The following is a 6,770-nucleotide window of genomic DNA, read 5'->3' as shown; positions in this document are numbered from 1 at the left end:
TTTGCTGTTCAGTTTTCAAGGTTCAAGTTTGTCGCTTTGTTGCTCGGCGACTTTTATTATATTAAAGCATCTTCTATTCTCTGTCAACAGATTTTGAAAAGTTTTTTTGAAATTAGTTTTTCCTTCTGTAATTTCTTGAGTGGACTCTGTCAAACCATTGATGTTCCTGCAGCGGGTTTCAAAATTTATTCCAAATGAAAAATGCCTGCTGTGTGAGCAGGCATTTTAAAATCCTAGGATTTTTTTACAGCGGGTTTTGCATTTTCTCTCCGGGCAGCTCGGCGTGCTTCAAGTTTCTCCCGGTCTTCATCAGACTTGGCATTGTATTTCGGCAGCACCAAAAGTTGATACGCGTTTACCGCCAAGAACGGGAAGAGCAGCAGTGTCACCCAGCTGTCCACGTTCCCTGCCTGAACCATCAGCGCAGGAAGCCATTCAAGCGTTGTAACTGCAATCATGAAGAATAAGGCGGAAATGAAAGTCGATTTTGTCGTCCACTTCGCTTTGAAATATGCCGTGACCACAGCTGTCCCGATTAAAATCGCAAGGAGTCCGGCATACAGCCAGCCTTGAGCTGCAGTATCCGCATTCGGCATGAAGCGGAATACAATCAAGTCGAAAATCACGACTGCTATGATCAATAATTGCACCCAATTCCATAGCGTCAGCGTTCTGAAAATATTGATCCCGAATTGATGGATGGTCAGATACGCAAAAAAGCCCATCTGAGCGATTAAGCTCATTGTCATCCCGACTACTATCATCCAAACGAAGCCAGCAATTAATTCGCCCCAATCGCCATTCGCAAACGGTGTTGCGAAAACGTCATTCCAGCGTATGAATATACCGAGTATACCGGTTACCCCTCCACCGATAAGCATTGCATTTATAAAGAATTTTACCCAATTTCGTATTGTCACATTAATGCCTCCGTTATTTGAACTTCTTTTAAGATTGTACCAATCACAAAGGCAAAAATCCATTCGCGATATCAAACAGATGTGAACAAACCTTGAAGTCACGGCATCCGTTCAGACTTTAGGCACAATTAACGCCGTAATCACCAATTCCGGATAGACTCTGACAGCCTTTCCGACATAACATACAGTACTTACACATGAAAATCAGCTGAATTAATAACTCTTCCCTACCAATAGACCTTTTAGAATACTTCCCATAAAAAATCCGGAACCTGCGAGAGGTCCCGGATTCCGATTATTGACGTTTAGCTGCAAATTGCTTAAGAATGCCTTCAGCGATCTCCCCATAAAGCTTGCCTGTCGGATGATCTTCCAAATAAACAGAAGGTGCAAAATCAGCTTCGTTCCAATCAGGCTGGCCCAGAGGAATCTGTCCGAGCAGCGGCACTTGCAGTTCTTCTGCAAGTTTTGGTCCGCCGCCCTGGCCGAATAGATACTCTTTCTTGCCTGTTTCTTTGCTTTCAAACCACGACATATTCTCGATAACTCCCAAAACCTCGTGATCTGTCTGCAGCGCCATCGCTCCCGCTCTCGCCGCTACAAATGCTGCTGTCGGGTGAGGAGTCGTAACGACGATCTCTTTGGAAGCCGGCAGCATCTGATGAATATCAAGTGCCACATCTCCCGTGCCCGGAGGCAAGTCCAATAGAAGGTAATCCAGATCGCCCCATTCCACATCACGGAAGAATTGATCGAGGACTTTACCAAGCATCGGTCCGCGCCAGACGACTGGCATGTTCTCTTCAACGAAGAAGCCCATCGAAATGACTTTGACGCCAAAACGCTCAACCGGGATGATCGTATCGCCGCGCACAACCGGCGTTTTTTCAATCCCCATCATATCAGGAACACTGAAACCGTAAATATCCGCATCAATCAAACCGACTTTTTTGCCAAGGCGTGCAAGGGCGATCGCCAGGTTTACGGAAACCGTGGATTTACCGACGCCGCCTTTACCGCTGGCAATCGAGATGAATTCCACTTTATTAAGTGGAGATAAAAGATCCTGGGCTTCGGATTCATTGGCTGTGCCGCGGAATTTAGCCATCGCTTCCGGAGCCAGCTCTTCAAAACGGATGCCGACTGAATCTGCGCCCGCTCCTTTTAAAATTTCAACCACTTTCATCTGCAATTGCATCTGTTCAGGGGTGTTCACCTTAGCGATCGCCAATTTAACACTGACATGGCTTTTTTCTTCTTTGATCCTTACAGAAGTAATCCCATCAGTCTCTGTCAACGATCTATGTAAAAACGGATCTTGAAGCTCTCCGAGTAATTCGCGAACTTGTACTTCAGTCATCATATAAATACACTCCTTATCACTTTTGCTCACCGTAAAGTATAACATAGCGTTAATCATTTTAAATCAATTCTGTCTTCTTATAGAAGAAAAGCAAAACCAGCCGTTCAGTAATTGCATCACAAAAACAAATAAAACCCCTCTTCTCCGAAGAGAAAAGGGGTTTCAGGAATATTAACGTTTTGAGAACTGTGGTGCACGACGAGCTGAACGCAAACCTGGTTTCTTACGTTCTTTCATACGTGGGTCACGAGTTAGCAATCCAGCAGATTTAAGTGCTGGACGGAAAGCAGGGTCTACAGTTAGTAGAGCGCGAGCGATTCCGTGGCGTACTGCTCCAGCTTGACCTGTGAAGCCTCCGCCTCTTACGTTTACAAGAACATCATAGCTTCCAAGAGTTTCAGTAGCTACTAGTGGCTGCTTGATGATTTGCTCAAGAGTTTCGTATGGAACGTAATCCGATACGTCACGGTTGTTAATTGTAATTGTGCCGTCACCTGGTACTAAACGTACGCGGGCAGTTGAGTTTTTACGACGACCTGTACCTAAATATTGAACTTGTGCCAAAGGTGTATCCTCCTCTAATTTACTGGTTATTAACCGCGTAGTTCGTAAACTTCCGGTTGTTGTGCTTGGTGGTTATGTTCTGGTCCTGCATAGACATGAAGTTTCTTGAAAGTCTGGCGTCCAAGAGAGTTCTTAGGAAGCATCCCTTTGATAGCCAATTCAAGCATTTTAGTTGGGTATTTATCACGCATTTCGCCTGCTGTGCGCTGTTTCAAGCCACCAGTGAATTGTGTGTGGCGATAGTAGATCTTATCAGCCAATTTGTTACCTGTAAGATGGATCTTGTCAGCGTTGATGATGATCACGTGGTCACCTGTGTCAACGTTTGGTGTGAATGTTGGTTTGTATTTACCGCGTAGGATTGAAGCGACTTCAGAAGCTAAACGTCCAAGAGTTTGCCCTTCTGCATCGACAACCAACCATTTACGCTCTACTTCGTGACCTTTAGCCATGAATGTTGTACGCATGTATATTGTCCTCCTAATAAATCGTCTCGTTTAAAATTTAAAAATACAGTGTTCCGCTGTTCCGTTTTTTCGTTATCCCTTAACACAAATAACCTTCCGGGGCATATCGTGGGGGTAATGAAAATACCATACATCATGTTATAACGCCAGCGCCAAAAAGTCAAGTGTTTTTCTAAAAACACCTGGATTGGTTGCTTCAGTCCCCGTACTCCACCTTTTCCAGGTATAAACCATGGGGAGCTGCCGTTTTCCCTGCCGCTCCCCGGTCTCCTGAACGGATGATTTCCTTCAGCGCTTCAGGCTGCAGCCGGCCGGTTCCGACCTCCATCAATGTGCCCGCAATGATGCGCACCATATTATAGAGGAAACCCGAACCTTCGATGATCATATGCAGTTCTTCCCCGTGTTCTTCAAAATCCAGCCGGCGAACCGTCCGCACTTTATCGACCACTCCTGTATTGGCTGCACAAAAAGAGGAAAAATCATGTGTGCCCAAAATCGCTTTTGCCGCTTCTCTCATCGCTTCTATATCAGGACGCTGTTTCAAGTGCACCAGATAGTTGCGGGTGAACGGACTGATGATCGGACTGCGATCCCATTTATAGCGGTATGTTTTACCGGTAGTATGGTAACGCGCATGAAATCCCGGCAAGGCCTCTTCAATCGCGAGCACCCGGATATCTTCCGGCAGCAGCACATTCAATGCCTTCAGCCAGCCCGCGGGAGCAATCGTGAATGCCGTATCAAAATGGATGACCTGGCCGGTCGCATGCACTTTGGCATCTGTCCGGCCGCTCGCCACCACTTGAACATCCTGCCCTTTATGGATCCTCTTCAATACTTTCAGCAATTCAATTTGTACAGTACGCGAGTCGGGCTGTATCTGATAGCCGGCGAAACCCGAACCATCATAGGCAATCGTCGCTTTCATTCGTTTCATAATTTCTCTCCTTATGTGCGGAAATACCATAATACGGCAGTGAGTCCTGCCAATAAGACAAAGCTGAGCGTATCCGCCAATCGCCAATCCAGCTGACGGAAACGGGTTCTGCCTTCACCGCCGCGGTATCCGCGCACTTCCATCGCTGTCGCCAAATCCTCTGCGCGTTTAAAGGCGCTGACGAATAACGGGATCAGCAAAGGAACCACTGCTTTGATGCGTTCTTTCATCGGACCCGAACCGATATCGGAGCCACGCGCCATTTGCGCTTTGATGATTTTCCCGGTTTCATCCATCAATGTCGGGATGAAACGCAGTGAAATCGACATCATCAATGCCAGCTCATGCACAGGCAATTTGATCTTTTTGAATGGCCCCAGCAAAATTTCTATCCCGTCCGTAATGGAAATCGGCGATGTCGTCAATGTCAGGATACTCGTCATGAAGACCAGCACCAAAAATCGGATCGAGATGAAAATCCCTTGCCGCAACCCTTCTTCATAGATTTCTATGATCCAGAAACTGAATAACAGATCCCCTTCCCTCGTGAAAAACAAATGCAGGAGAAAGGTGAATATCAATAAAATAAAGATCGGTTTCAACCCGTTTATCAAAAAATAAAGCCGGATTTTCGATAGGAAAACGATCAATAGCGTAAATCCGAGCAGTAAAGCATAACCGATGGCATTATTCGCCACAAACACGATTCCGATGAACAGGAACACAAAAAGGATCTTTGCCCGTGGGTCAAGTCTGTGAACCAAGGAATCACCCGGAATAAAACGGCCGAATATCATTTTCTCCATCATCGGTCGTCACTTCCTTTCGAAAGCGCTGCTGCAATATTCTTCGCCAGCGCTTCTTCAGTGAGTGAAACACTATCCAGCAATAAACCCGTACGTTTTTCGAAATCACGCTGAAACTGCACGCTTCTCGGCGGTTGCAGGCTATAATCGCCCAATTGCTCTTCATTTGAGAAGATGGCTGCCGGTTCACCTGTCACCACGCATCGGCCTTTATGCATAATCGCAACGCGGTCGGCGTATCTTGCCGCATCTTCCATACTGTGGGTCACTAAAATTGTCGTCAGCTTTTTCGTCAAATGCAATTCATGGAAGAGATCCATTATTTCTTGACGTCCTCTTGGATCCAGACCGGCTGTCGGTTCATCAAGCACGAGCACTTCCGGCTCCATTGCCAGTACACCAGCAATTGCGACACGCCGCATTTGGCCACCTGACAGGTCAAAAGGTGATTTCTCCAGCACATCTTCGGGCAGCCCCAACTGAACCACCAGTTCCCGCGCGCGCCGTTCCGCTTCTTCTGCCGGCACCCCGAAATTGAGCGGACCGAACATGATATCTTTTAAGACGGTTTCATCAAAAAGCTGTTGTTCGGGAAATTGGAAAACAATGCCTACCTGGCGCCGGATTTTGCGTAAATCCTTTGCTTTAACACCCGCTTCGATTTTCCGGTCGCCTATCGTAACGACGCCCTCTGTCGGTTTCAGCAGTGCGTTCAAATGCTGCAGGATGGTCGACTTGCCGGAACCTGTATGACCGATGATCGCGGTATAGGAACCTGACGGAATATGAAGATCAACGTCCGTTAATGCCCTCTTTTCAAATGGTGTATCCTCCGCGTAACTATAGCCTACGCCTTCGAGTAATATTTCCACAGTTCATCCACCAACTTATCTTCTGTCATATGCTCTTCCTGTAAACCTACCCCCGCCTCCTGCAATAAATGCGTCATACGCATCGCAAAAGGCAGATCGAGGCCCATTCCAGTCAATTCATCGCCGCGTTTAAACACATCTTTCGGGGCCCCTTCCACATGCTTATGCCCTTCATTCATGACAATCATACGCCCTGCTAAAGCTGCTTCTTCCAGATCATGTGTAATGGAGATCACTGTAAGGCCGGTCGATTCACGCAAGCGCCGAATGGTTTCGATCACTTCCATACGCCCCTGGGGATCCAGCATCGAAGTGGCTTCATCCAAAATCAGCAATTTCGGCCGCATTGCGAGTGCCCCTGCTATGGCCACCCGTTGCTTTTGACCACCCGACAGATGATGGGGCTCATGATCTTTATAATCCGCCATCTTCACCTGGTGCAGAGCTTCATGCACCCGTTCCACCATTTCTGCATGCGGCACACCGTTATTCTCCAAAGCGAAAGCGACATCATCCTGTACCGTCGCTCCGACAAACTGGTTGTCAGGATTCTGAAATACCATACCCATTTGCGATCGGATATTCCATAACGTTTCTTCAGACATGGTATGACCCATCACTTTCACTGATCCTTCTTGCGGAAAAAGCAGCCCGTTCATTAATTTTGCAATGGTCGATTTGCCCGAACCGTTGTGGCCGACAAGCGCCACCCATTCGCCTGGCTGAATGGCAAAAGATACTTTCGCCACTGCCGGCAAGACCGTGCCGTCTTCTGTATCATATGTGAATGTCACATTTTCAAATGACAATATATCCAAATTCATCTAGGCTGACCTCC

The 6,770-nt window shown here is 47.0% G+C and carries 9 protein-coding genes; 1 reads left to right on the top strand and 8 read right to left on the bottom strand.

Annotated elements, in window-relative coordinates; genetic code table 11:
- A partial coding sequence (locus IQ294_RS16360; protein WP_238942871.1) for a hypothetical protein occupies positions 1-198 on the top strand: 198 nt, incomplete at its 5' end.
- 35 nt (positions 199-233) lie between these two features.
- Here the strand turns inward: IQ294_RS16360 and IQ294_RS15485 are convergent.
- The 8 genes from IQ294_RS15485 to IQ294_RS15450 form a co-directional block, all read right to left on the bottom strand.
- Positions 234-920 carry a KinB-signaling pathway activation protein gene (locus IQ294_RS15485; RefSeq protein ID WP_203334953.1) on the bottom strand — a complete coding sequence of 229 codons (687 nt, stop codon included), beginning with the start codon at positions 918-920 and terminating at the stop codon, positions 234-236.
- 295 nt (positions 921-1,215) lie between these two features.
- Positions 1,216-2,283 carry an Mrp/NBP35 family ATP-binding protein gene (locus IQ294_RS15480; protein ID WP_203334952.1) on the bottom strand — a complete coding sequence of 356 codons (1,068 nt, stop codon included), beginning with the start codon at positions 2,281-2,283 and terminating at the stop codon, positions 1,216-1,218.
- 171 nt (positions 2,284-2,454) lie between these two features.
- Positions 2,455-2,847 carry a 30S ribosomal protein S9 gene (rpsI, locus tag IQ294_RS15475; RefSeq protein WP_033542771.1) on the bottom strand — a complete coding sequence of 131 codons (393 nt, stop codon included), beginning with the start codon at positions 2,845-2,847 and terminating at the stop codon, positions 2,455-2,457.
- Positions 2,848-2,876: 29 nt separating this feature from the next.
- Positions 2,877-3,314 carry a 50S ribosomal protein L13 gene (rplM, locus tag IQ294_RS15470; RefSeq protein ID WP_203334951.1) on the bottom strand — a complete coding sequence of 146 codons (438 nt, stop codon included), beginning with the start codon at positions 3,312-3,314 and terminating at the stop codon, positions 2,877-2,879.
- Positions 3,315-3,510: 196 nt separating this feature from the next.
- On the bottom strand, positions 3,511-4,254 hold the full coding sequence (gene truA, locus IQ294_RS15465) for a tRNA pseudouridine(38-40) synthase TruA (protein ID WP_203334950.1): 744 nt from the start codon (positions 4,252-4,254) through the stop codon (positions 3,511-3,513).
- Between the two features lie 11 nt (positions 4,255-4,265).
- Entirely contained in the window at positions 4,266-5,063 is a 798-nt protein-coding gene (locus IQ294_RS15460; protein WP_203334949.1) for an energy-coupling factor transporter transmembrane component T family protein, read from the bottom strand.
- Positions 5,060-5,932, bottom strand: a complete 873-nt coding sequence (locus IQ294_RS15455) for an energy-coupling factor ABC transporter ATP-binding protein (RefSeq protein ID WP_203334948.1) — start codon at positions 5,930-5,932, stop codon at positions 5,060-5,062. The genes IQ294_RS15460 and IQ294_RS15455 overlap by 4 nt, the downstream gene beginning before the upstream one ends.
- Positions 5,908-6,756 (bottom strand): energy-coupling factor ABC transporter ATP-binding protein, encoded by an 849-nt coding sequence (locus tag IQ294_RS15450; protein WP_203334947.1) that lies wholly within the window; start codon positions 6,754-6,756, stop codon positions 5,908-5,910. Before IQ294_RS15450 ends, IQ294_RS15455 begins: the two co-directional genes overlap by 25 nt.
- Positions 6,757-6,770 lie beyond the last annotated feature (14 nt).

It is taken from the genome of Planococcus beigongshangi (assembly GCF_016820495.1).
Taxonomy (GTDB): Bacteria; Bacillota; Bacilli; order Bacillales_A; family Planococcaceae; genus Planococcus; species Planococcus beigongshangi.
This window is presented reverse-complemented; position numbering and strand designations above follow the sequence as displayed.